The organism is Micromonospora sp. NPDC003776 (assembly GCF_053605645.1).
In genome coordinates this window covers 1-22,716 of record NZ_JBSGJR010000041.1, presented here as the reverse complement: position 1 = coordinate 22,716, position 22,716 = coordinate 1, and the positions used below count along the sequence as shown (strand labels likewise).

General features: G+C 69.4%; 22 protein-coding genes. 16 read left to right on the top strand and 6 right to left on the bottom strand.

Features of this window, described 5'->3' with window-relative positions; translation table 11 throughout:
• The first annotated feature begins 573 nt into the window (after positions 1 to 573).
• The 6 genes from ACWEVO_RS06365 to ACWEVO_RS06340 all read left to right on the top strand — a co-directional run bounded on the left by ACWEVO_RS06365 (position 574) and on the right by ACWEVO_RS06340 (position 5,921).
• Positions 574 to 1,086, top strand: a complete 513-nt coding sequence (locus ACWEVO_RS06365) for a tripartite tricarboxylate transporter TctB family protein (RefSeq protein ID WP_452306529.1) — start codon at positions 574 to 576, stop codon at positions 1,084 to 1,086.
• 10 nt (positions 1,087 to 1,096) lie between these two features.
• The gene (locus tag ACWEVO_RS06360; RefSeq protein ID WP_452306528.1) at positions 1,097 to 2,587 is read left to right on the top strand and encodes a tripartite tricarboxylate transporter permease; all 1,491 of its coding nucleotides are present in this window, start codon (positions 1,097 to 1,099) and stop codon (positions 2,585 to 2,587) included.
• A gap of 66 nt (positions 2,588 to 2,653) precedes the next feature.
• A complete protein-coding gene (locus ACWEVO_RS06355) occupies positions 2,654 to 3,658 on the top strand; it encodes a tripartite tricarboxylate transporter substrate binding protein (RefSeq protein WP_452306527.1) in 1,005 nt (334 codons plus the stop codon).
• Between the two features lie 38 nt (positions 3,659 to 3,696).
• Positions 3,697 to 4,299 carry an RraA family protein gene (locus ACWEVO_RS06350; protein WP_452306526.1) on the top strand — a complete coding sequence of 201 codons (603 nt, stop codon included), beginning with the start codon at positions 3,697 to 3,699 and terminating at the stop codon, positions 4,297 to 4,299.
• Between the two features lie 26 nt (positions 4,300 to 4,325).
• On the top strand, positions 4,326 to 5,120 hold the full coding sequence (locus ACWEVO_RS06345; RefSeq protein WP_452306525.1) for an IclR family transcriptional regulator: 795 nt from the start codon (positions 4,326 to 4,328) through the stop codon (positions 5,118 to 5,120).
• Between the two features lie 30 nt (positions 5,121 to 5,150).
• Complete coding sequence (locus ACWEVO_RS06340) at positions 5,151 to 5,921, top strand: NAD(P)-binding domain-containing protein (protein WP_452306524.1); 771 nt, start codon at positions 5,151 to 5,153, stop codon at positions 5,919 to 5,921.
• 168 nt (positions 5,922 to 6,089) lie between these two features.
• Here ACWEVO_RS06340 and ACWEVO_RS06335 read toward each other — a convergent pair whose 3' ends face one another.
• The 3 genes from ACWEVO_RS06335 to ACWEVO_RS06325 form a co-directional block, all read right to left on the bottom strand.
• A complete protein-coding gene (locus ACWEVO_RS06335; RefSeq protein ID WP_452306523.1) occupies positions 6,090 to 7,571 on the bottom strand; it encodes a flavin monoamine oxidase family protein in 1,482 nt (493 codons plus the stop codon).
• A 241-nt stretch (positions 7,572 to 7,812) separates the two neighbouring features.
• Complete coding sequence (locus tag ACWEVO_RS06330) at positions 7,813 to 8,790, bottom strand: SIS domain-containing protein (RefSeq protein ID WP_452306522.1); 978 nt, start codon at positions 8,788 to 8,790, stop codon at positions 7,813 to 7,815.
• 9 nt (positions 8,791 to 8,799) lie between these two features.
• Positions 8,800 to 9,897: a hypothetical protein gene (locus tag ACWEVO_RS06325; RefSeq protein WP_452306521.1), complete on the bottom strand. Its 1,098-nt coding sequence runs from the start codon at positions 9,895 to 9,897 to the stop codon at positions 8,800 to 8,802.
• 115 nt (positions 9,898 to 10,012) lie between these two features.
• Here ACWEVO_RS06325 and ACWEVO_RS06320 point away from each other — a divergent pair, with 115 nt between their 5' ends.
• From ACWEVO_RS06320 to ACWEVO_RS06305, 4 genes are read left to right on the top strand one after another with little or no spacing between them, the layout of a single operon-like run.
• The gene (locus tag ACWEVO_RS06320; protein ID WP_452306520.1) at positions 10,013 to 11,119 is read left to right on the top strand and encodes a polyamine ABC transporter substrate-binding protein; all 1,107 of its coding nucleotides are present in this window, start codon (positions 10,013 to 10,015) and stop codon (positions 11,117 to 11,119) included.
• Positions 11,120 to 12,007 (top strand): ABC transporter permease, encoded by an 888-nt coding sequence (locus ACWEVO_RS06315; RefSeq protein WP_452306519.1) that lies wholly within the window; start codon positions 11,120 to 11,122, stop codon positions 12,005 to 12,007. It abuts the gene before it with no gap.
• Positions 12,000 to 12,770 (top strand): ABC transporter permease, encoded by a 771-nt coding sequence (locus ACWEVO_RS06310; RefSeq protein ID WP_452306518.1) that lies wholly within the window; start codon positions 12,000 to 12,002, stop codon positions 12,768 to 12,770. The genes ACWEVO_RS06315 and ACWEVO_RS06310 overlap by 8 nt, the downstream gene beginning before the upstream one ends.
• Positions 12,767 to 13,825, top strand: a complete 1,059-nt coding sequence (locus ACWEVO_RS06305; protein ID WP_452306517.1) for an ABC transporter ATP-binding protein — start codon at positions 12,767 to 12,769, stop codon at positions 13,823 to 13,825. Before ACWEVO_RS06310 ends, ACWEVO_RS06305 begins: the two co-directional genes overlap by 4 nt.
• Positions 13,826 to 13,872: 47 nt before the next feature.
• Here ACWEVO_RS06305 and ACWEVO_RS06300 read toward each other — a convergent pair whose 3' ends face one another.
• Positions 13,873 to 14,523, bottom strand: a complete 651-nt coding sequence (locus ACWEVO_RS06300) for a TetR/AcrR family transcriptional regulator (protein WP_452306516.1) — start codon at positions 14,521 to 14,523, stop codon at positions 13,873 to 13,875.
• Between the two features lie 118 nt (positions 14,524 to 14,641).
• On the opposite strand from ACWEVO_RS06300, the gene ACWEVO_RS06295 reads away from it, so the two are divergent.
• From ACWEVO_RS06295 to ACWEVO_RS06280, 4 genes are all read left to right on the top strand, one after another.
• A complete protein-coding gene (locus ACWEVO_RS06295; protein ID WP_452306515.1) occupies positions 14,642 to 15,940 on the top strand; it encodes a glycosyltransferase in 1,299 nt (432 codons plus the stop codon).
• A complete protein-coding gene (locus ACWEVO_RS06290) occupies positions 15,937 to 17,385 on the top strand; it encodes an NAD(P)/FAD-dependent oxidoreductase (RefSeq protein WP_452306514.1) in 1,449 nt (482 codons plus the stop codon). The genes ACWEVO_RS06295 and ACWEVO_RS06290 overlap by 4 nt, the downstream gene beginning before the upstream one ends.
• A 9-nt stretch (positions 17,386 to 17,394) precedes the next feature.
• Entirely contained in the window at positions 17,395 to 18,801 is a 1,407-nt protein-coding gene (locus tag ACWEVO_RS06285) for an aminobutyraldehyde dehydrogenase (protein WP_452306513.1), read from the top strand.
• Between the two features lie 126 nt (positions 18,802 to 18,927).
• Positions 18,928 to 19,491 (top strand): hypothetical protein, encoded by a 564-nt coding sequence (locus tag ACWEVO_RS06280; protein WP_452306512.1) that lies wholly within the window; start codon positions 18,928 to 18,930, stop codon positions 19,489 to 19,491.
• On the opposite strand, the gene ACWEVO_RS06275 is transcribed toward ACWEVO_RS06280, so the two are convergent.
• Positions 19,466 to 20,221 (bottom strand): GAF and ANTAR domain-containing protein, encoded by a 756-nt coding sequence (locus ACWEVO_RS06275; RefSeq protein ID WP_452306511.1) that lies wholly within the window; start codon positions 20,219 to 20,221, stop codon positions 19,466 to 19,468. The two genes, ACWEVO_RS06280 and ACWEVO_RS06275, sit on opposite strands and share 26 nt — an antisense overlap.
• 177 nt (positions 20,222 to 20,398) lie before the next feature.
• On the opposite strand from ACWEVO_RS06275, the gene ACWEVO_RS06270 reads away from it, so the two are divergent.
• Positions 20,399 to 20,764 carry an STAS domain-containing protein gene (locus ACWEVO_RS06270; RefSeq protein ID WP_452306510.1) on the top strand — a complete coding sequence of 122 codons (366 nt, stop codon included), beginning with the start codon at positions 20,399 to 20,401 and terminating at the stop codon, positions 20,762 to 20,764.
• Positions 20,765 to 20,904: 140 nt separating this feature from the next.
• Here ACWEVO_RS06270 and ACWEVO_RS06265 read toward each other — a convergent pair whose 3' ends face one another.
• Entirely contained in the window at positions 20,905 to 21,828 is a 924-nt protein-coding gene (locus ACWEVO_RS06265; protein WP_452306509.1) for an EamA family transporter, read from the bottom strand.
• Positions 21,829 to 21,900: 72 nt separating this feature from the next.
• Between ACWEVO_RS06265 and ACWEVO_RS06260 the strand changes: the two genes are divergently transcribed.
• Positions 21,901 to 22,716, top strand: an 816-nt coding sequence (locus tag ACWEVO_RS06260; protein ID WP_452306508.1) for a LysR family transcriptional regulator, incomplete at its 3' end; no start/stop codon positions are given.

Below are 22,716 nucleotides of genomic sequence, written 5' to 3'. Positions count from 1 at the left end.
ACCGAATACGAATCGATGTTCTACGCTCAACCCCAGCCCCGCGAGGTGGTTGGAGCCAACAGTTGAGGTCTCCACAGAACCCGGGGCGGTTCACACCGCCCCGCATCAAACCAGAAGACACCGACACCCACGACCGACCAACGATCACTGACGATCCTTAACCAGGTCCTTCAGCCTTGGCTTGTGATGGTCCGGAACCGGTTTAGCGTTACTGGCCAACGGAATCTCGGCTGGGTCACCTCAGGTGTACGCGGGTATCCGTCCAGCCACTGGTCGAAGCCTGCTCGCGCCGATCGCCCGGCCGTCGACTTCACAGGGCCCTACGTGAGCAGACCTTCGATTCGTCGGTAGGTGGGCTCGGTGGCTGTTGATGATTCAGCCCTTCCGCTGTCGGCATAGCTCTGCCGCCCCCAGCTGCTTCCCGCTCGGCGCCGGCTCGCCGTCGGTAGATGCTGCCGCCGCCCGGATGTGCGGCGAAACGAAGGCTTGACGATGTAGGGCCCGGCCTGCATCATCCATGTCACGTCAGTGAAACATTGTTTCATACAGTGAAACATGGAGTTATCAGTGCAGATGCCCACCGGCAACAAAGCCGCACCGAAGGCCGGCGAAAGCCAGGTGCGCCCTCTCGGTGCTTGGGTGGCGCAAGCGGTCTTGATCGTCATCGCCGTGTACGTCGTCATCTCGGCCCGCGCTCTGGGCATTTGGCTGCCGCAAGGCCCCGGGCCAGGGTTCTTCCCGCTGGTCCTGGCGTCGGCCCTGGCCCTGTTGAGCGTCGCCTGGTTCATCCAGACCCGCCGTGCCGCAGTCGAAAGCCCCGCCGAGGATGCCCAACCCTGGAAGCGCGCCGCGATCACGGTCGCCTCTCTGGTGGTGTTGGCGGCCGTGCTGAACTTCCTCGGCTTTCAGGCCAGCATGCTGCTGTTCCTGCTCTTCCACCTGCGGGTCATGGGCCGGAGCAGGTGGCTCACCTCAGTCGTCGTCGCGGTGGCAGGGAGCATCGGCGCCTTCCACCTGTTCAATGACTTCCTGCTCGTTCCCCTGCCGTATGCGACCGTGCCGCCGCTGACCTGGCTGGGGGTGTGACGTGGACGTCGTGAACGAACTCCTGGGCGGTTTCGCCGATGCGCTCTCGCCGCAGAACCTCCTGTTCGCCTTCATCGGCTGCCTGGTCGGCACGCTGATCGGGGTGCTTCCCGGCATCGGTCCGGTAGCCGGCGTGGCACTGCTCATCCCGCTCACGCTCAACCTGGAACCCACCAGCGCGATCATCATGCTGGCCGCCATCTTCTACGGCACGGCGTACGGCGGCACCATCACCAGCGTTTTGTTGAACACGCCCGGCGAGGCGGCGTCAGCCATCACCACCATCGACGGCTACGCCATGACCAAGCAGGGCCGCGCCGGGGTGGCCCTCACGATCGCGGCCATCGGATCGTTCGTCGGCGGCGTGGTCGCCACCATCGGTCTCGTCATCGCAGCCCGCCCGTTGGGATCTCTGGGCCTGAAGATCGGTCCGCCGGAGTTCTTCGGCCTCATGGTCGTGGGCATCTCCCTGCTCGTCGCGCTGGCCGGAAAGAGCATGGTCCGCGCTCTGATCTCCGGAGTGCTCGGACTGCTGATCGCAATGGTCGGGATCGATCCCGTCGCCGGAGCGCCGCGGTTCACCTTCGGTAGCGAGCGCCTTCTCGACGGGGTCAGCTTCGTGGCGGTCATCGTTGGGCTCTTCGGCCTGTCCGAGATCCTCATGACCGTGACCGGTGGCCGTAACCACCCGCTCACCCCCGGCATGAGGGGCCTTCTGCCCACGCGCACCGACCTACGGCGTAGTGCTCCCGCGATCGCCCGGGGCACCGGTGTCGGATTCCTCCTCGGTCTCATTCCCGGCATGACGGGATCCGTCTCGTCGCTGCTGTCCTACGGCGCCGAGCGCAAATTCTCGCGCTACCGTCACGAACTCGGCTCGGGTGCCGTGGAGGGTGTTGCCGGACCGGAAACCGCCAACAACGCCCACGCCAACGGCGCACTCATTCCGCTGTTCACCCTCGGCATTCCCGCGTCGCCCACCATCGCGGTCCTCATGGGCGCCTTTCTCCAACAGGGCCTGACCCCCGGACCGACCCTCTTCACCGAGCACTCCGAGGTGGCGTGGGCCATCATCGCGAGCCTGTTCATCGGCAATGTCATCCTGCTGGTCCTCAACGTCCCGCTGGTCAGGCTCTGGACGGCCATCCTGCGGATCCCCGAGAAGATCCTGACGGCCCTGATCCTGCTCTTTCTCGTGATCGGCTCCTACACGATCAACTACAGCGTCTTCGACGTCTTCGTCATGATCCTCTTCGGCGTCGTCGGACTCGCCATGCGACGCCTGGACATCCCCCTTGCCCCGCTGGTCCTGACCGTGGTCCTCGGACCGCTCATGGAGAGATCTCTGCGGGAGTCCCTGGACATCTCCCAGGGAAGCTTCACGATCTTCCTCACCCGCCCCCTGACCCTCGTCCTCCTCGTCATCGGCGTCCTCATCGCCGCGAGCCCGCTGCTGCGTCTGCGCAAGCCCGCGGCCCTCAACGAGGACCCAGAGACCTGACGTCGGTAGCGCCGACCCAGACCCCACCCACCGAACCCCCATCGAACAAGCCAGAGGAGAACCCCCATGCGCCCCAGAACATCCCTCGCCGCCGCGGCAGCGCTGTGCATCAGCCTGGCCCTGGCAGCCTGCGGCCCCAACGGCTCCGCGTCCTCGGCGGGAGAAGCGAAGAACTGGCCCCGCAAGGGAAAGCCGGTCGAGCTCATCGTTTCCTTCGCGCCCGGCGGCGCCGTCGACACCGCAGCCCGGCTGATCGCTCCCCTGCTTGAGAAGGAACTCGGCACCAACGTCGAGGTCGTCAACAAGCCCGGCGCCGGCGGGCAGATCGGCTACACCGCCCTCACCAGCGCCAAGCCCGACGGCTACACCATCGGCGGTACCGGCTCGCCCTCGGTCGTGGTTTCCCCGTTGGACAAGTCCCGGGGAGCCAAGTACACCCGCGACAGCTTCCAGCCCCTCGGCATGCAGGTGATCGACCCCGCCGTCATCGGCGTGGCACCCGACAGCCCGTACAACTCTCTCCAGGACCTGATCGAGGCGGCGAGGAAGACCCCGAGCAAGATCACCGCCAGCACCACCGGCATTCAGACCGGCGAGCACTTCGCCGCCGTCGACATCGAGCAGAAGACCGGCGCGAAGTTCGCGCTCGTGCACTTCTCGGAAGGTGCCTCTCAGGCGACCGCTGCCTTCCTCGGCGGCCACGTGCAGGTGTACATCGGCAGCGCCAGTGACGTCACGGACCTGGTCAAGCAGAAGAAGATCAAGCTGCTCGGCGTGATGGGCGAACAGCGCAGCGAGTTCCTCCCCGACACCCCGACGTTCAAGGAGCAGGGCGTCGACGTCATCTCCGCAACCGCCCGCGGGTACTCCGCTCCCGCCGGCCTGCCCGCCGAGGTCGCCACGAAGCTGCAGGCAGCCCTGAAGAAGGCGATCGAGGACCCGGCCGTCGTGTCCAAGATGAAGGCCCTCGGCCTGCAGACGAACTACCTGAGCGCAGACGACTACAAGAAGTTCTGGGGCGAGCAGGAAGAGACTGTCAAGGCGGTCCTGCCCCTCGTGGCCAAGAAGTGAACACCACGATGACGGAAACCGTTAGCGTCTCGCCCGCAGTGGCCGACTTCGTCCGTCCGAGCCCAGAGGTGGTCAAACGCCTTGCGGCGCTGCCCACGGCGAACATCGGCGACGCCATGGAGCGTCTCGGCGCTCTCGATTCCCGCATTCAGGCCATCTGGCCCGGAGCCAAAGTCGCCGGACCAGCCTTCACCGTCTGGACCCGGGCAGGCGACAACGCCGCCATCCACCAAGCGCTGCGCATCGCCGAGCCAGGAGACGTCATCGTCGTCAACGGGCAGGCAGACGAATCGAGGGCGCTGCTCGGGGAGCTCATTGGTGGACGGGCCGCAGCCGCCGGGATAGTCGGCTTCGTCCTTGACGGCGCGGCGCGGGACGCCGCCGACCTGGGACAGATCGGCATGCCGGTGTTCGCCCGGGCGTGCACCCCGGCAGGGCCCTACAAGCACGGTCCCGGGAGACTCGGAGTGACGATTGCCGTTGGCGGCGTCGCGGTCAGCCTCGGAGACATCGTCATCGGCGACGCCGATGGAGTTGTCGTGGTGCCACAAGCAGACGCCGAGGCAGTCGCCACCGCCGCCGAGGCGGTCTTCGTCGACGAAGCCAGGCGCCGCGAGGCTATCGCTACAGTCCGTCGGTAACGCGAAGGGCGGAACAAGGAGTGGTTATGTCGGACGCCGAGGCCAACACGCTGGAATCCCCAGCCAAGGGTGTCACCAACATGCGCTCGTTGGAGCGCGCCATGGACGTCCTTGACGCGCTCGCCAAACACGAAGGGCCCGTGCGGCTCGCTGACGTCGCCCGCGCCACCGGGCTACACCGGGCAACGGCGTTGCGGATCCTGACCACTTTGCAACAGAGGGACTACGTGACCAGCGACGCCGGGGGCTACCGCATCGGGGTGGCCGTCCTCGCCGCGGCGCACGCCTTCCTTGTCTCAGACAGCGCCAGCCGCGCGGCAACCCCGGTCCTGCAAGAACTTGCCGCGACGACCGGGCTCACCGCCTCCTATCACGTGCGCTCCGGGATGGAGCGCATCGTGGTGGCACGGGTCGAAGGCACCTACCCGCTGCGGTACCAGCTGCCAATTGGTAGGCGGCTGCCGCTCTACCTCGGGGCGGGGAAGGTACTCGCAGCATGGATGACGGAGGCGGACCTCGAGAAACTGATCAGCACAGCGGGCACCATGCGAAGCGCCGAAGGCGTCGCCATCACGCCGGAGGCGCTTCGCGAGCAACTCGCCCTCATCCGCAACCGCGGCTACAACATCAGTGTCAATGAACGGGCCGTAGGAACGTCTGGCGCCAGTGCGCCCGTCCACGGGCCCGGCGGAGACGTCGTCGGAGTCGCGACCCTGTCTGGCCCGAGCGAGCGTCACTCGATCGACGAGCTCGAGACCTGGGTTCCAGAGCTGCGGCGTGCGGCAGGGGCCCTGGCCGCAGCGCAGGCCCGCGTTCTGTAGGCAAAGAAGCACATTGGAGGCAACCAAACCGTGAAGTGCGCAGTGATCGGCCTTGGTGAAGCCGGCGGCCGATACGCAGCCGCGCTGGCGGACCACGGTCATGACGTGATCGGGGTCGACCCGGCCGACAGTCCCACGCCCGTCGGCGTTCGCAGGGCCCGTTCGATAGCGGAGGCAGTCGCAGACGCTGAGGTCGTGCTCGTCATGACCGGTGCCGCCGCATCACCCGGCATCGCGAAAGCGGCCGCGCCGCACCTGCTGCCGAAGGCCTGCTACGCGGACTTCACCTCGTCGGCACCGGCAGTGATGGAGCAACTCGCGCGGGACATCGATGGCACAGGAGCGTCGTTTGCCGATGTTGCGATCCTCGGCCCGGTGACCTGGCACGGCGCGCAGACGCCCCTGATGGTCAGCGGATCTGGTGCCAGGACGGTCGATGAGCTGATGAGTCTCCTGGGGGCGAAGGTTGAACTGCTCAACGCTCCCGCCGGCGCGGCCATGGCACACAAGCTGCTGCGCAGCGTCTTCATGAAGGGTCTCGCCTCCATCATCTGGGAGGCGGTTGAGGCAAGCCGCGCCGCGGGTTACGAACAATGGGCCCGCGACCAGATCGCCTCTCAGCTAGCGGGAGACGGGCAAGCCGTCATCGATCGCCTCCTGTCCGGCACGAAGCTTCACGCCGAGCGACGCAGCCAGGAGATGAAGGACACCGCGGCTTATCTGGAGTCGCTGGGGATCGCGCCGGTGATGACCCGCGCAACCGAAGCGTCCCTTCAGCAGATCGCCGCAACTCCGAGTTGATCGATCTCTATCGCGAGCGCTTTACCTAGCGGCCCGCGTCAACCAGGGCGGCGCGTTGGGCGGACTCTCGCATGGCCGGCTGGCCCATCACCGGCCATGCGAGAGTCCCGGACGGCCTGCCGGCACCGTTTTGAGGCAGCACCGTGGCACCCGGCGTGAATCGGCTGGTTACGGGCCGGCAACCTCCTTGGCGGCACGCTCGCCGGATTCGACCGCCCCGTTGAGGTAGCCGAAGTACTCGGTCGAGGTGTGTTCACCGGCGAAGTGGACGTTGCCCTCGCGAACACCCTCGATGCCGAAGAAGCGGGTGTACTGGCCCGGCTTCTGGGCCGAGTAGGCGCCCTTCGACCAGGGGTTGAGCGGCCATGCGTCGCGGTAGGCCTTGCCGTTGTAGGCGGCGGTGATGCCCGGATAGATGGGCTCCAACTGGTTGAGGAACGATGTGACCTGTGCGGCCGGCGCCGAGCCGAACGCAGCTCCGGTCCAGGCCGTCGTCTGGCTGCCGCCGGGAAATTCGCAGAGCACGCCAGTGTTGGTCGGCTGGTTGACCGTGTCGTCCCAGGCGCACTGGAACCCACTGACGTTGGTGTAGGTGGAACCGCCGTAGCCCTGCGTCACCCAGGGTCGGCTGGTGAACTGGACGTGGATCTTCGCGTTGCTGCCCAGGTCGAACTCGTTGATGGAACGCATCTTCACTGTCGAGAACCCGGCCTTGGACAGGTCGCACTCGCGCAGCATGGTGAACGGCAGGGCGAGGATCACCTTGTCGGAGGTCACGTCGGTGTAGGTGGTGCCGGCCTGGAACGTGCAGGTGACCGAGCCGTTGGCGTTCGCCTTGACCGCCACCAGCTTGCGGTCCAGTGTCACGGTGCCTGCCGGCAGTTGGCCGACCATGCCGGTCAGCAGCTGGTCGTTGCCGCCGATGATCGTGTACTTCTCGTCGCCCCCGGTGAGTGGAGCCAACGAGTTCGGCCCGTTCCAGCCGAGCAGGTAGATCAGGTTCAGCGCCGACTGCTGGTCCGGGTCGAGGCCGTACTCGGCGACGACGTTGCTCTGCATGAGCTTGGCGAATCGGCTGGAGAGGCCGCCCGGGATGTTGGCGTCTAACCACTGGTTGACCGTCTGGTTGTCCAGCGCCAGGCCGGCCGAGGTGTAGCTGTTGTACGTCTGGGGGTATGGCGCAGCCTGTTGGGCGGCCTTGAACGCCTGGTAGACCTGGCCCCAGTCGGCGTTCGCCGCGCTGTACGGGTAGTCGGCGCCGTCGATCCAGTACCGGTCGCCGCCGGGCGGCTGGTTGCCGCCGTTCACGGTGCGCAGGCTGAGCCCAAGACTGTTCGCGAGGTTGCGGATGGTGTTGTGTTCGGTGTTGATGAAGGCGCCGCCGTGCTCGACGACGACCCCGTCGGCGAAGAAGCCGCGCAGGCTGTAGCAGCGGCCGCCGATCCGGGAGCTGCCCTCGTAGACCGCCGCCTTGATGCCCTTGGTCCGGTAGAGCCAGTGGGCGGCACGGATACCGGCCAGCCCGGCCCCGACGATGGTCACCGACGGGGGCGGGGTGGCTGCGGCGGCCGGCCGGGGCAGGCCTGCCGCCGAGACGGCGGCGGCCGCTCCGACGAGGGCGGCGCCGCCGAGCAGCCTGCGGCGGGACACGCCTGCGGCGTGCATGTCGATGACTTCGTCGACCGGGATTCCGGTCCGTTCGGATTCGGCGTGCGCGGCGAGTGTGGCACGCAGACGGCTGGTGAGCGGTGTTCGACCTCTGGATCCCATGGCTGACCTCCGGTCGCGAACGCCTGACCTGGCGTGCCCGCAATTTAAAGCCGGATTCAATTAGACAGTCAAGAGCTTCGTTGGCCTGCTGGCTACCAGGGCACCGAACCTGATCTCGGTTTCAGGAGCTGGCCCACCACGAGGCGGCGACAAGCTCGGCGACCAGCGTCTCGGTGAGCAGGCGGACCTCCGGGTCGTCGTCGCCGTGGTAGCGGACCGTCGCCGCGGCGCCCGCCACCTCAGCACCGACGGCCAGCACCGTGGACCCCCGCTGCCGCAGCCAATCCAACGCCGGCGCGTCGTACCGGGAGCCGGGAAAGAACAGGGCGCGGTAGTCGAGCGTCCTGGTGAGGTAGACGTCGACGTGCGACCAGTCACCGGTCTCGCACCCGTCGGCGGGCCGGCGCGGGCCCTCACGGACCATCAGCGCCGACTGCAACGCCGAGGACAGCCGCTCGGCCGGCGCGAGGGCGTAGATGCCGTGCGGGCCGTCCAGGAGGTCGGCGGTTGCCGGCAGCCACTGGTCTCGGCGGTTGAGCAGGTCCTCGGTGGCATCGGCGGCGCGCCGGGCGAGTCGGGCCACCTCATGCGCCCTGGAGCCGGCGGCGCGCCGCCGCGCGGCCAGTCGGGCGACCAGGTCGAGCAGCAGCACCATGGTGTGCTGAAAGGTTCGGCACGCCACCCCGCCGGCCTCGACCCCGGCGTGCATCGGGACGACGAGGTCGGCGACCTTCCCCAGGGGCGAGTCCGGGGCGTTCGTGAGGGCGACGAGCCGGCCCGAGCCCTGGTAGCGGTGGGCGGCGTCGAGGGTCTCCCGGCTGGCCCCGGTGGCGGAGATGGCGACCACCAGGGTTCCCGGGCCCGGCGGGTACGAGGTGGTGGTTGAGGCGTACTCGACGACCGCGTCGACGCCCGCGGCGCGCAGCCGCAGCGCGGCCGCCTCGGCGGCGTAGCGCGAACTGCCCATGCCGAGCAGCAGCACGCGCGCGACCGGGTCCGGCAGCGCGTGCCACGGGTCGTCCGCGGCGAGCGCCGCGGCCAGCCGGCGCAGCGACGCCGGCTTGGCCTCCAGGTCGGCCAGGAACAGACGCGGGTCCATGTGGCTCCTCTAGTCGTACCAGTGGCGAAGTACGCCCATCGGGGCGTAGCGCCAGCGGGGCAGGAAGCGGGCGGCGTAGCACAACTCGCGGCACTCCTGCTCGACCTCGAACGGCCGGAGCAGCCGCTCGTCGAATAGTTGTGTCATGCCCCGCTCGTCCAGCGTGCGCAGGTACGCCGCGAGCAGGTCGTCGACCGCCCGCCGGCCCCAGTCGGCCACGGCCGGCCGGTGCCGGCCGCCGGTCCGCCGGTCGGCGATCTGGCCGACGTGCAGCAGGCTGGTGCGCAGTTGCGCCACGTCCCGCGCGGCGGGCTCGGTGAGCATGCCGGCGCCGGGCGTCGCCAGCGTCGGGTTGCCGTCGAAGTCCGTCACCGCGAGCCCGCCCCGCCACCGCAGGACCTGCCCGACGTGCAGGTCGCCGTGCGGCGGCATTACGTATGTCCGGTCCACGGCGCGGGACCGCTCGATGTCGGCGGCGAGCTGGGGCAGGTGTGCCGCGAGCCAGAGGGCCGCCTCGTCGTCGTCGGCGGCGACGAGGCGGTGCGCCTCATCCAGGACGGCCAAGCCGTCGGCCGCCCAATCCCGGTAGCTCAGCACGACCGGCGCCGGGATGGTCTCGGACGGCGTGGCCAGGGCGCTGTGCAACTCCGCTGCCAGCACGCCGAGGTCGGCGGCCAGATCGGCTGGCGGTCCGCCGTCGAGCTGGTCGATCAGTGCGTCCACGCACCAGTCCCACCCGTCGACCGCGTCTGGCAGGAAGGCGGTCACGACCGCCGCGAGGCCGGCGTCCGGTCCGTCCCGGTAGAGGGCCGCGTACGGCGTCGGCGTACGGGCGAAGCCCGTGGCCGCCAAGTGCGCCAGCAGGTCCGGGGCCCGGTCGAACGACCCGCCGCCGGTCGCCGGTCGCATCCACTTCACGACCACGCGCTCACCCACCACGACCGAGGTGTTCGTCTGGTCGACCGTGATCAGCCGCTCCCCGAGAGGGCCGCGAGGCAACGGGACGAACCGGCGCACCTGCAGGCCGGTTACGGCGTGACGGGCGGAGAGGGCCTCGACGAGCGCGGCGGAGGCGCCGGGCGGGACCGGGAGTTGTGTTGAATCCAAGTTCAGTTTCCGGCGTAAAAAGTCGGCTGCAAAAGGCAGCATGAGTCTTGCGCATGTTGACGTGCGTTGCAACACTCCGGTTCACTGTCTCGACTCCCGACAGGAGTGCCGAGTGTTGCTGTTCAGACCTGCCCGGCGTACCGCCGCACCGGTGGCCCTCGCCGCCAGCCTCGTGCTCGCCCTGGCGGCGTGCGGCGGCGGCGACAAGGCCGGCGCCGCGAGCGCAGACTCCCTCGACCCGAACGCCGACCTGAGCAAGCAGAAGCTCACGGTCTCCAACTGGGACGGCTACATGCCGGAGGACCTTCCCGAGAAGTTCAAGGCGGCGAAGGGTCCCACGGTCACCGTCACCAAGCACGCCACCAACGAAGAGATCATGGCGAAGCTGACCGCCGGCGCAGACAGCGGCGTCGACGTCGCCTTCGTATCTGGGCAATTCGCCCAGGCGCTCGCCGAACAGGGCTTGGTCGAGCCGATTCACGCCGATCTCCTGCCCAACCTCAAGAACCTCTACCCGGAGGCCGGGCAGCTGGCCTACGACAAGGGCAACAAGTTCTCCGTGCCGTACACCTGGGGCACCACCGGCCTGTGCTACCGCGCGGACCTGACCGGTTACACCCCCGACAGCTGGCAGGATCTGCTCTCGCCGAAGCCGCAGCTGGCCAAGAAGGTGACCATGATGGCCACCGAGCGGTGGCTCATGCTCCCGGCGCAGAAGACGCTCGGGTTCTCCGCTAACGCCACCGACGCGGACCAGCTGGAGCAGGTCAAGCAGAAGCTGATCGCGGCGAAGAAGACGCTGCTGGCCTACGACGACACCACGTTCGGCGACCGGCTCAAGTCCGGCGAGGCCGCGCTGGTCGAGGCGTGGGACGGCTGGTGCCCCACCGACGACCCGAAGATCAAGTTCGTGGTGCCCAAGGAGGGCAGCGATCTCTGGGTGGACACCATGGTCATCCTCAAGACCTCGAAGAACAAGGAGGCGGCACACGCCTTCATCAACTACATCCTCGACCCCGAGAACCATTCCTGGGCCGCCGAGAACATCCTCTACAAGGTGCCCAACGCCGCTGCCATGGCCAAGGTCGACGCCAAGCTGCTGGCAACCCACCCGCAGCTGAAGATGACCCCGGCCGAGCTGCTCAAGGGCGAGGTTCCGGTCGACCTGGGTGAGGCCGCCCCGGCGTACACCCGGATCGCGACCGAGGTGTCGGCCAGTTAGATGAGCTCTACTCTCGCCCCTCAACGCGCCGCCCGCAGGGAACGACTCGTCGGAGGACTAGCCACCCTCGGACCCGGGATCGGCTACCTGACCGTCTTCATGCTCGTGCCGCTCGCGCTCGTACTCAGCTACACCCTGTTCCACCGGGGTCGCTTCGGCGGGGTCGTCCACGAAGCATCGGCGGAGAACTTCACCCGGGTCGCCGACGGGCTCTACCTCAGCGTCATCTGGACCTCGGTGAAGCTTGCCGGGATCACCACGCTGGCGGCGCTGCTGCTCGGCTACCCCACCGCGTACCTCATCGCCCGGCTTCCTCGCAGCTGGCGCACGGTCGCGCTGGTGCTCGTGGTCCTGCCGTTCTGGACCAACTTCCTCATCCGCACCTACGCCTGGATCATCCTGCTCAACAGCGAGGGGGTGATCAACCGAGCCCTGACCGGGGCCGGGATCGTCGACCGACCGTTGGAACTGCTCTACACGTCCGGCGCGGTCGTCGGCGGCCTGCTCTACGCCTACCTGCCGCTGATGGTCCTGCCGCTGTACTCGGCGATCGAGCGCCTCGACCCGCAACTTCGCGAGGCGTCGGCGAACCTGGGCGCCCGTCCGGCCCGCACCTTCTGGTCGGTGACCCTGCCACTGACCCTGCCCGGGGTGCTGACCGGCTGCGTCTTCGTGTTCGTGCCCAGCCTCGGCAACTTCGTCATCCCCGAACTGCTCGGCGGCGGCCGGACGGTGATGGTCGGCAACCTCATCCGCGACCAGTTCCTCAAGGCCCGGGACTGGCCGTTCGGATCCACCCTCGCCCTCATCGTGATCGCCCTGCTGGTGCTGCTGCTCATGGTGCAGGCGTGGGCGACCCGGCGACTGGCAGGTGGTAACCGTGCGTAGATTCAGCTGGCTCTACCTTCCCGCCGGCCTCACGTACCTCTTCCTCTACCTGCCGATCGTGGTCCTCGTGATCATGTCCTTCAACGCAGCCGACACCCCGTACCGGTGGGACGGCTTCGACACCGCCTGGTACGGGCGGCTGTTCGCCGACCGGGCCGTACGGGAAGGTCTCGTCAACACCCTGGCCGTCGCAGCCGGCGCCACCGCCCTGTCCACGGTGCTCGGCACCCTGCTCGCCGTCGGCCTCGCCCGGCACACGCGCTCGAAACTGCTCGACGCGATCGCCGTGGCGCCGGCCGTGCTCCCCGACATCGTGCTGGCCATCGGCCTGCTCGCCTTCTACACCGCGGTTCAGTTCACGCTCGGGCTGCACTCGATCCTGCTCGCGCACACCGTGTTCGGCACGGCCTTCGTCGCAGCCGTGGTCCGCACCCGGCTGGCCCACGTCGACGGGTCTCTCGAAGAGGCGTCCCGCGATCTGGGCGCGACCGCGCCGCAGACCTTCGTCCGGATCACCCTCCCGTCGCTCGCCCCGGGCATCGTCGCCGGCGCGCTGCTGGCCTTCTCCCTGTCCATCGACGAGTTCGTCATCGCCTTCTTCACCGCCGGCCCGCAGGACCCGACGCTGCCCATCGTCATCTACTCGATGGTGCGGTTCGGCGTCACCCCCGAGATCAACGCCCTTGCCACGCTGCTGGTGGCGGTCAGCTTCACGTTCGTCATCGCAGCCCAGCGCCTGTCCCGCCTCACGGAGTCAATATGACCCAGCCCCACACCGGCGAGCCCCTGGTCAGCATCCAGTCGGTCAGCCGACGCTTCGGCGACATCGAGGCCCTGAAGCAGGTCAGTCTCGAGATCCGTCAGGGCGAGTTCTTCGCCCTCCTGGGCCCCAGCGGCTGCGGCAAAACGACGCTGTTGCGGATCCTCGCCGGCTTCGAGCACCCGGACAGCGGGTCGGTGACCCTCGACGGTCGCGACCTGCTCGCCGTTGCACCACACCGGCGACCGGTCAACCTGATGTTCCAGTCCTACGCACTGTTCCCGCACATGAGCGTGGCCAAGAACATCGCGTATGGTCTCGAGCGCGAGCGCCTGCCCAGAAGCGAGATCCGCGATCGGGTTGACGAGGTCCTCGACACCGTCGGCCTCACCGGCCTGGCCCGCCGCCGGCCCCACCAGCTCTCCGGCGGTCAGCGGCAAAGGGTCGCGCTGGCCCGGGCGATCGTGAAGCGGCCCCGCCTCCTGCTGCTCGACGAGCCCTTGTCCGCGCTGGACAAGAAGGTCCGCGCCGAGATGCAACTGGAGCTCAAGCGGCTGCAGCACGAGGTGGGCATCACCTTCGTGGTCGTTACGCACGACCAGGAGGAGGCGATGTCGCTCGCCGACCGGATCGCGGTGATGAGCGAGGGCCGCGTGCGTCAGGTCGACGCACCGGTGCCCTTGTACGAACGGCCGGCCGACCTGTTCGTGGCGGACTTCATCGGGGCGAACAACCTGATCACCGGCGTGCTCACCACGGACGGCCTGCGGGTGCCCGACGTCGGCGTGCTGCCCTGCCCCACGGCCCCGGACGCCGTCGGGAAGGCGGTGACGCTGGCGGTCCGCCCCGAGCGAGTCCGGTTGGGTGGCGACGGCGGTCTCACCGGGGTCGTCCGCGACGTGACGTTCTTCGGCGGGACCACGCGGGTGGCGGTGGATGTTCCCGGGCTCGACCGTCCGCTGATGGCCACGGTCGCCGGCGCGGCCTCGGTGGCGCTCGGGGACAAGACACGGGTGGACTGGCCGGGCGTCGACGTCGTGCTGCTCGACGGTGCCTGACGTGCCGGGCGCCGGGACGATCCGGCCCCGTAGCCGGGCGGGCCCGTTCAGGTTGTGGGCTTGCGGGCGCGTGGTGGCTGGGCCGGCTCCACGGGCACGTCCAGCGGGTTGCCGGTCACCAGCCGGGCGTACGACAGGATCAGCTCGACCGCCTCGGCGGCGTGCAGGGTCGGGTGCCGCGCGACGATCCGGTAGCCGTACGCGTCCTCGAGCGCCACCAGGTTGCGGGCGATGGTCTGAGAGTCCGCCGCGAGGGTGAACACGCCTTGGGCGGCGCCGAGTTCGAGGATCGTCTGGTACATGGAGACCTGCCGATCGTAGAGCGTGGTCAGCAGGGCGGCGTAGACCCGGTTGCGGCCAGCCGCCCCGCCGAGCTCGCAGAGCAGGCGCACGTCGGCGTCCTCGGCGTCGGTGGGCAGTCCGGAGCGGATGGTCAGCACCAGTTTCCGCACCGGGTCGGAGACGTCCGCGATCTTCTTCACCCGCAGCTCGTAGAAGCGCTCCATGCCGGCATGGTGGGCATCCAGCAGCAGGTCCCGCAGGTCGGGATAGTGGTAGAGCACCGCTCCGGAGGTCAGGCCCGCCTGTTCGGCGACCTGGTTGAGCAGTACCGTGTCCGTCCCGTGCTGGACCATGGCGCGGCGGGCGGCCTCGATCAGGTCCTGGCGGCGCTCGGCGCGGGACTTACGCGATTTCATACGGCACCGATCCGAAGTCCGACGTCAACAATCTCCCCAACACCATAGTGCCTGCGTATTGACTGCCGAACGAGGACCTTGTTGAATCTCGATTCAACAGCCACATCCGGGAGATGCGATGTCTCAGCTGACGGTCCTGCTCATGCCCGAGAGCGCTTACGGCCCTACGAACAACTGCATCGGAATCGGCGACGTGCTGCGCCGACGCGGACACCGGGTGGTGTTCGCGGCCGAGGCGTCGTGGCGGGGCAAGCTGACCGCGCTCGGCTTCGAGGAGGATCTCGTCGACCTCGCCCCACCAGCGGAGAACCCCGAGGAGCAGGACGCCGGGCAGTTCTGGAAGGACTTCATCCGCGACACGGCGCCGGAGTTCCGCAAGCCGACGATCGAGCAGCTCGACACCTGGGTGAAGCCGGTGTGGATCGAACTCATCAACGGCGCCAGGTACTGCCAGCCCCGGCTGCTGGAGATCATCGACCGGGTACGGCCGGACGTCATCGTCGAGGACAACGTGGTCGCCTTCCCTGCGCTCAACACCGCCGGGGTGCCCTTCGTGCGGATCGTCTCCTGCAACCCGCTGGAGATCAAGGGCGAGGACGTCGCCCCGGTCTTCTCCGGGTATCCGGCCGCGGACCGGTCGGGATGGGCGGCGTTCCAGGCGGAGTACGAGCGTGTCCACCGTCCCGTGTGGGAGGAGTTCGACGCCTGGGTGCGGGACCAGGGTGCACCGGGCCTGCCTGACCTGGAGTTCATCCACGAGGGTGACCTCAACCTCTACGTGTATCCCGAGATCGCCGACTACACCGACGTCCGACCGCTCGGCCCTACCTGGCAGCGACTGGAGTCGTCCGTGCGCGAGACCGACGACGAGTTCACCATGCCGCCGGAGCTCGCGGACCGGGATGGGGCACTGATCTACTTCAGCCTCGGCTCGCTCGGCTCCGCCGACGTCGAGCTGATGCGCCGGGTAATCGACTCGCTGGCCAAGACGCCGCACCGCTACATCGTCTCCAAGGGCCCGCTGCACGCCGAGATCGACCTCGCCGACAACATGTGGGGCGCCGAGTTCCTGCCGCAGACGAAGATCATCCCCCTGGTCGACCTGGTCATCACCCACGGCGGCAACAACACCACGACCGAGGCGTTCCACTTCGGCAAGCCGATGATCGTGCTGCCGCTGTTCTGGGACCAGTACGACAACGCGCAGCGGGTCGACGAACTCGGTTTCGGGGCGCGCCTGGACCCGTACCGCTTCACCGACGAACAGCTGCACGGGGCGATCGAGCGCCTGCTCGGCGACGAGGACCTGCGTCATCGACTCGCCGCGCACGCCGCGGCGATCCAGGCCGCGGACGGCCTGCGGCAGGCGGCCGACGCGATCGAGCGGCTGGCCCGCACGGCCGGGACATCTCGTTGACGAACTGGTACGGGCCACCGGCCCGCAGCGCCGCGGCCACGGCGGCGCGGGCCAAAGCGCGGGCAGCGCTGGCCGACGCGGCACCGACGAGCTTCTGGACCGACCGGCGGCAGCGGCCGCACCCCCGGGCGCGGCTGACTGGCGGTGCCACCGCCTACCTCGTGGTGATCGGCGGCGGCTTCACCGGCCTGTGGACGGCCATCCTGGCCAAGCAGGACAACCCCGCCGCCGACGTCGTGCTAGTGGAGGCCGAACGGATCGCCTTCGGCGCGTCCGGACGCAACGGCGGGTTCGTGGCCGACTCGCTCACCCACGGCCTGTCCCACGGCGTGTCGCGCTGGCCCGCCGAGATGGAGACACTCGTCCGGCTCGGCCGGGAGAATCTCGCCGCGATCGCCGCAACCGTGCAGCAGTTCGGCATCGACGCCGGTCTAAGGCTGTGCGGCAAGACGACCGTAGCGGTCGCCCCCCACCAGGTGGCCGAACTCGCCGCGCTGACCAAACTGCACCACACCTACGGCGACGACGCCGTCCTGCTCGACGCCGAGCAGGTACGCGCCGACGTGGCCTCACCCACGTACCTCGCGGGCATGCGACTGCGCGGCGCCGGCGGACTGGTCGACCCAGCCCGACTGGCGTGGGGGCTGGCGGCGCTCGCCGAGTCACTCGGCGTGCGCATTTACGAGAACACCCGGGTCACCGGCTTCGATCGGTCCCGCACCGGGGTCGTGGCGCGTACCGCCGATGGACGCATCAGCGGGCGGCACGTGGTCATCGGGACCAACGGCTATCCGCCGCCCCTGCGGCGACTGCGCCACTGGGTCCTGCCGGTCTACGACTATGTCCTCGTCACCGAGCCGCTCAGCGACGAGCAGCGGAGGCAGCTTCGGTGGCCCGACGCGCAGGGCGTCACCGACGCCGGCAACCAGTTCCACTACTACCGCCTCACCGACGACAACCGGATCCTCTTCGGTGGGTACGACGCCATCTACCGGTTCGGCAACCGGGTGGAGGCGGCACTCGACCGGCGCGACGCAACCCACCAACTGCTCGCCCAACACTTCGGGGACACGTTCCCCCAACTCGACGGGATCCGGTTCACGCACCGCTGGGGCGGGGTGATCGACTCCACCACCCGGTTCACCCCGATGTTCGGCACCACGTGCGACCGCCGAATCGCCTACGCCGTCGGATACACCGGACTCGGCGTGGCCGCGTCCCGGTTCGGCGCGCAGGTGGCGCTGGACCTGCTCGGCCGCCGCGACACCGAACGGACCCGGCTGCAGATGGTACGACGGCGCCCGGTGCCGTTCCCTCCGGAGCCGCTGCGCTACCCGGTGGTGGAGGTGACCCGCCGCGCGCTGGCCGCGGCGGACGCGCGCGACGGGCGGCGGGGGCCGTGGCTACGGCTTCTTGACCGCTTCGGTGTCGGTTTCAACAGCTAAGGAGCAACCGTGGCCATCCTGATCAATCCGTCGACCGGTGCCGTCATAGCAGAGATCGCGGACACCGACCCCGCAGAGGTCGCGAAGCGCGTGGCCGCCGCGCGCGCCGCCTTCGAGCAGTGGCGTGACGCCACCCCCGCCGATCGTGCCCGGGTGCTGTTGCGTCTGGCTGACCTCGTAGAACGGGACGCCGAGGAACTGACCCGCCTGGAGGTCGAGGAGACCGGGAAGCCGGCGTCGGTCGTGCGCGACGGCGAGTTGCCGTTCGGCGTGGACAACCTGCGGTTCTTCGCGGGCGCGGCGCGCTCCCTGGACGGGACGGGGGCGGGCACTCTGTCGGCCGGCTACACCTCGCTGCTGGTCCGCAGGCCGGTCGGTGTCGTCGGTTCGATCGCGCCCTGGAATTTCCCACTGATCATGGCGATCTGGAAGATCGGTCCGGCCGTCGCGGCCGGCAACGCGGTGGTCATCAAGCCCGCGCCGCAGACCCCGCGCACGACGGTGGCGTTGGCTCGGCTGGCGCAGGAGGCAGGCGCGCCAGCTGGTCTGGTCCAGGCCGTCACGGGCGGCGCCGGCGTAGGTGCGGCTCTGGTTGAGGATCCCGGCGTGGACATGGTCAGCCTCACCGGATCGACCCGCACCGGCCGAGAGGTGATGCGCGGCGCGGTCGCCGGGCTCAAGCGCGTGCACCTCGAACTCGGCGGCAAGGCACCCGCGATCGTCTTCGACGACGCCGACCTGTCCGAAATGGCGGCAGGGGTGGCGATGGGGGCGACGTACAACACGGGCCAGGACTGCACCGCCGCCACCCGCGTCTACGTGCAACGCTCCGTCTACCAGGACGCGGCCGGCGCGCTGGAGGCCGCGCTGACGAAGGTGCGCACCGGCGACCCGTGGTCTGACGAGACCGACATCGGCCCCCTCATCTCGGCGGAGCATCGCAGCCGGGTGGCGGGTTTCGTGGCCCGCGCGGCAGCCGACGGCGCCACCGTCGCGCTCGGCGGATCACCTGCGGACGGGCCTGGTTTCTTCTTCCCACCGACCCTGGTCGTCGGTGCTGAGCAACGCAGCGAGATCGTGCAGGGTGAGGTGTTCGGCCCCGTGGTCGTGGTGCTTCCCTTCGACGACGAGGACGACGCGGTTCGGCTGGCCAATGACAGCCAGTACGGGCTCGCCTCGTCGGTCTGGACCCGTGACGTCTCGCGTGCCCTGCGGGTCAGCCACCGCCTCGACGCCGGCGTCACCTGGGTCAACGACCACCTGCCGATCGCCTCCGAGGCGCCGCACGGTGGCGTGAAGGGCTCCGGCTTCGGCAAGGACATGAGCCAGGAGGCCGTTGCCGAATACTCCGTCACCCGCCACCTCATGATCAAGCATGCGGCGCCGGCCGGCCGGGACTCCTTTCGGCCGGCCTGAGTTCCCGGACCGGGCGGTAGCCGGGTCCGTCAGCCGCCTCGCGGCCATTCACGCGAGGCGGCGGTCGAGCGGATCCGGCGAGAAGGGGCAAACGTCCGGTCCCTCACCGGCTCGGAAATCAGCTTGATGACGATCGGGCTCATGCCCGGTGACATTCTGACCGAGCGGGCGGCCGTCCTCACCGACCCGGCGCGGGTCCGCCAGGTCCTCCCCGGCGTGCAGCAGGAGCCCAGCGGCAGCCGCGGCGAGATCATCGGATACGACGAGCGCACCGCGCCCGCCGCCCGGCTCACCGAGATCGTCGAGCGCGACGAACCCGAACAAGCCGCCTACCTGCGCGATCTCCTCGACGTCGACGACGCCGGTGGCGTGGACACCGCGTTCGTCTACACCTTCGCCTCCCGGCACCTGCCCACCTCAGAGCACCCCGAGCGGGACTTCGACCTGGGCAGCTTCGGGATCGTGAAGGTCCTCCCACCCGGCCGCACCGGATCGCCTATCCAGGAATGCCGTGGGATCCCAAGGCCGCCTTCTACTCCCTGGCCGAGTATGGCCGCGCCCGGGCGAGGGCATTCGCGGTCTGACGCGTCTTTGGATGCTTCGCGCCGGCGCCCAACGAGCCCACGTGTTCCTCGCGGGCGGCAAACCCGAACTCAATGCCTGGTCATGGCTGCGGGCGCGATGCCGTGAATTCGGGAGCCGGTGGCGGATCCTCGCCGCTGATCTGCTTGATGATCTGTGCGGCCACGTCGCGCAGCTTGCGGTTGCGGTGCTGGGACGCCTGGCGGAGCAGGGCGAACGCCTCCTTGGCGGTGCACCGCTGTTGGCCCATCAGCACCCCGATGGCCTGGTCGATGATGCTGCGGGAGGCCATCGCGTCGGTGAGCTGCTGGTGCAGCACCGACTGGTCGGCTTGGCGCAGGATGACGGTCAGCGCCGCCGTCGCCTGGTCGGTGAACGCCAGGGCGTGCCGGCGCGCCGTTTCGGTGAAGGCGGCGGGCTGGGTGGCGTAGAGGTTCAACGCGCCGACCGTCTCGCGATCGACCGTCATGGGCAGCGACAGGGAGCTGACGATGCCCAGCCGGAGGGCGTGTTCCCGGTACCTCGGCCAGCGGCGGTCCTCGCGCAGGTCGACGACCTCGACGACCCGTTCCCGGCGCAGGGCCGCGAGGCACGGTCCCTCGTCGGCCCCGTACTGGATCTCGTCCGCTCTGGCGGCGAGGTCGCCGCTGCTGGCGACGGTGAATTCACCGCCGTCCCGGCGCATGGTCAGCCCGCAGGCCACGGCCGGGGGGATGACCTCCGCCGCGACCTTGACGACGTGGTCGAGGAACACGTCGACCTGGAGCGAATCGGCGAGCAGGGCCAGCAACTGGCTGTACGCCGAGGCCAGAGGGAAATCAGCAGCGGGGGACACCACCGTTACCTCCTGAACGGGGAGTTCGTGACCGGTTGCCGGGGATGGGTAGGTGCGGATTGGGCGGGAGCCGGTTAGGGTCGGGGTGGGTTCGGACATGAGCCCAGGACCAGTGCCGCCCGCTGACCGCGGGCGTCGGCGCAGACCCGGTCCCCTGATCTCCTCACCGAGGAGCGGTCCATGTCCGTCCATCACGCACCTCCCCGCCAGCCGCCGGACGCCCCCACCCGAGCGCCACTCCTGTCTCTCGCGGTCGCCCGGGACGGCCCGGCGATCGTGGTGGAGGTCACCGGGCCACTCGACATGGACACCGTCGGTCGGCTGGTGGATGTGGTCGACAGCCTGATGGCGAGCCAACCGCCCACGGTGCTGGTGCTCGACCTGAGCCGGGTCAGCTTCTTCGGTGCCGCGGGGGTCACGGCGCTGTTGACGGCCCGCCGGCGGGTCGCCGCACGCGGGCGCACCATGGTGCTGCGCCGGCCGTCCCGGATCACGGTCGCGGTCCTCGACATGGTCGGCCTGGGCGGCGAGTTCACCACTGACTGACCTGCCTTCTCCCTCAGCTCCGTGAGCCGTCGCCATCGCTGACGGGGAGGCATCTACCCCACACCTGAGCCGCGTCAAACCCGGTGGAACGACCGTCACAGGAGGGTTTACCGGTGCGTCGCGCCGCTCTCGTACCGGGACTAGGCAGCGACGGCCCGGGCGGGCTGGCGCTCGCCACCCTCACTCGCCGCCGTGGCGTTGTCGCGGGCCGCCGCGGAACCCCGGACCACCAGCGCCAGCCCGGCGAGGACGATGGCGGCCGCGGCCAGCTCCGCCGGGCCGACGGGTTCGTCGAGCAGCAGCCACGCCGCGCTGAGCCCGAAGACCGGCACCAGGAGGCTGAACGGCGCCACCCGCGCGAGCGAGTACCGGGCGATCAACTGGTTCCAGATCCCGAAGCCGACGAGGGTCGACACGTACGCGACGTAGGCCACGGCGAGCAGCCCGCGCCAGGACAGGCCGGTGATCGCATCCAGCACCGCGTGGCCACCGTCGACCACGCCGGCCAGGCCGAGCAGCGGCAGCGGCGGCACCAGGCTCGACCAGACCAGCAGCGACAGCGGTCGCTTCTCGCCGCTGGCCCGCATGACCAGGTTCGCCACGGCCCAGCTGGCCGCCGCGAACAGCGTCAGCAGGAAGCCGATCACGGTGGCCTGGCCGCCGCTGCCGATCGCCAACACGCCGATCCCGACCGATCCGACCAGTACGCCGGCCACCTGCGCCCGCGCCGGCCGCTCGCCCAGCACCGCCGCCGCCAGCAGCACCGACATCAGCGCCTGCGCCTGCAGCACCAGCGAGGCCAGCCCGGCCGACATGCCCGCCGCGAGCGCGGTGAAGAGGGCGCCGAACTTCAGGACGCCGAGCACCAGCCCGTAGGCGACCACGTAGCGGAGCCGGGCGCTGGGACGCGGGACCAGGAAGACCAGCGGCACCGCCGCCGCGACGAAGCGCAGCGCGGTCAGCACGAGCGGGGGCAGGTCGCGCAGGCCCAGCTCGATGGCGACGAAGTTGACGCCCCAGATGGCGGCGACGAGCACGGCGAGAAATCGGTGCGATGCCTTCATGCCAGCTACGCTGCCCGAGCGAATGTTTAAGGACCAGTTCAATGTTCTTCATCGCTGTTGTAGCGTGGCTACATGGATCTTGACGTACGCCGGCTGCGCGTGCTGCACGAGGTCGCGCTGCGCGGCAGCGTCACCGCCGCCGCCGCGGCGCTGCACGTCACCCCGTCGGCGGTGTCCCAGCAGCTCGTCCAGCTGTCCCGGGAGGCCGGGCACGAGCTGGTCGAGCGCGCCGGGCGGGGAATCGTGCTCACCCCGGCCGGCCAGGTGCTCGCCAGCCACGCGAAGGACGTGCTGGGCGCGGTGGAGCAGGCGGTGGCTGGCCTCGCCGCGCTGCACCACCGGGTCAGCGGCACGGTGCGGGTCGGCGCCTTCGCGTCCGCGGCCGGCGCGCTGGTGGCCCCCGCCGCCGCCCGGGCGCGGGCGAAGCACCCGGAGCTGGACGTGCGGGTGATCGAGGCCGAAGACCAGCAGAGCCGCCTCGACCTGCGCTCCGGGACCCTCGACGTGGCGGTGCTGCAGGAGTACGACCACGTGCCCGCCCCGCTGGTCGACGACCTGGACCGGCACCCGGTCACCACCGACCCGATGCACCTGGTCACCCCGGTCGGGTGGCGCCGTCACACCGGCCGGCTGAGCGAGTTGCGCGACGTGCCCTGGATCGCCAGCGCCGAGCACACGCCGTGCCTGCGGTCGACGTTGCACGCGTGCCGGCTCGCCGGCTTCGAGCCGGACATCCGCCACCGTTCCGTCGACTTCGCGCTCACCCTGGACCTCGTCGCGGCCGCTCTGGGCTTCGTCCCGGAGACCAGGAACGAGTTCAGCAGGCCCTTGACGATGTTGGCGTCGCCGTTGTCGAGCACCCGCTGGATGTTCTCGCCGAGCTTGCCG

Bases quoted from the DNA above. Each gene is read 5' to 3' on its own strand.
- ACWEVO_RS06365 (WP_452306529.1), top strand. From the start codon at position 574: ATGCCCACCGGCAACAAAGCCGCACCGAAGGCCGGCGAAAGCCAGGTG.
- ACWEVO_RS06355 (WP_452306527.1), top strand. From the start codon at position 2,654: ATGCGCCCCAGAACATCCCTCGCCGCCGCGGCAGCGCTGTGCATCAGC.
- ACWEVO_RS06345 (WP_452306525.1), top strand. From the start codon at position 4,326: ATGTCGGACGCCGAGGCCAACACGCTGGAATCCCCAGCCAAGGGTGTC.
- ACWEVO_RS06330 (WP_452306522.1), bottom strand. From the start codon at position 8,790: ATGGACCCGCGTCTGTTCCTGGCCGACCTGGAGGCCAAGCCGGCGTCG.
- ACWEVO_RS06315 (WP_452306519.1), top strand. From the start codon at position 11,120: ATGAGCTCTACTCTCGCCCCTCAACGCGCCGCCCGCAGGGAACGACTC.
- ACWEVO_RS06305 (WP_452306517.1), top strand. From the start codon at position 12,767: ATGACCCAGCCCCACACCGGCGAGCCCCTGGTCAGCATCCAGTCGGTC.
- ACWEVO_RS06300 (WP_452306516.1), bottom strand. From the start codon at position 14,523: ATGAAATCGCGTAAGTCCCGCGCCGAGCGCCGCCAGGACCTGATCGAG.
- ACWEVO_RS06295 (WP_452306515.1), top strand. From the start codon at position 14,642: ATGTCTCAGCTGACGGTCCTGCTCATGCCCGAGAGCGCTTACGGCCCT.
- ACWEVO_RS06280 (WP_452306512.1), top strand. From the start codon at position 18,928: ATGACGATCGGGCTCATGCCCGGTGACATTCTGACCGAGCGGGCGGCC.
- ACWEVO_RS06270 (WP_452306510.1), top strand. From the start codon at position 20,399: ATGTCCGTCCATCACGCACCTCCCCGCCAGCCGCCGGACGCCCCCACC.
- ACWEVO_RS06265 (WP_452306509.1), bottom strand. From the start codon at position 21,828: ATGAAGGCATCGCACCGATTTCTCGCCGTGCTCGTCGCCGCCATCTGG.